Raw genomic sequence first — 795 nt, forward strand, 5'->3', positions numbered from 1 at the left:
CCTATGGTCAGGGTCGTGATCCGGGGCGGCCGTTGTGGTTGGGGTCGGTGAAGTCGAATATGGGTCATACGCAGGCGGCGGCGGGGTTGGCGGGTGTGATCAAGATGGTGCAGGCGATGCGTCATGGGGTGTTGCCCGCGACGTTGCATGTGGGGCAGCCGAGTCCGGAGATCGATTGGGATGCGGGGTCGGTGCGGTTGTTGGGTTCGGCGCGGGAGTGGTCGGTGGGGTCGGGGCGGTTGCGTCGTGCGGGGGTGTCCTCGTTCGGGATCAGTGGGACGAACGCGCATGTGATTTTGGAGCAGGCTCCGCCGGGGGCGGGTGGGTCGGTGTCGGGTGGTGTCGGGGGTACTGCGCCCCAACGGGATTCGGTCTCGGCGGGCAGGACCGCGGGTGTGGCGTCCTCGGGCAGCGTCGATGAGGTCGACAGCGCCGAGGGTGTCGTGGGGGTGTCGCCTGCTGCCGTGGGCGCGGTCTCGTCCGAGCTCGCCGACGGCGCGGTCTCGTCCGGCGCGGTGGGTGTGGTGTCGCCCGATGCCGTGGGTGCGGGATCCCCCGAGAGCGCGGCTTCGGCCGACAGGGCCGAGGGTGTGGTGTCGGCTGCTGTCGAGGCAGCCGAGGGCGCGGTGTCTTCCGAGGTCGCCGAGGGCGCGGTCTCGCGCGACGTGGAGGGTGTGCTGTCTCGCGAGGATTCGGGCTCGGCCAGGGTCGTGGGTGCGGTGTCCTCCGAGAGCGCTGATGGTGTCGTGGGGGCGGTGTCGGCTGGTGTCGAGGTCGCCGAGGGCGTTGTGTCGG

Annotated in this window: 1 pseudogene; it reads left to right on the forward strand. The window is 70.8% G+C overall.

Annotated features, from left to right (window positions below):
• Positions 1–314: pseudogene (locus tag ON30_RS42600) on the forward strand (ketoacyl-synthetase C-terminal extension domain-containing protein); the annotation flags it as partial.
• Positions 315–795 lie beyond the last annotated feature (481 nt).

Origin of the sequence: Nocardia takedensis NBRC 100417 (assembly GCF_000308695.1) — a bacterium.
Taxonomy (GTDB): domain Bacteria; phylum Actinomycetota; class Actinomycetes; order Mycobacteriales; family Mycobacteriaceae; genus Nocardia; species Nocardia takedensis.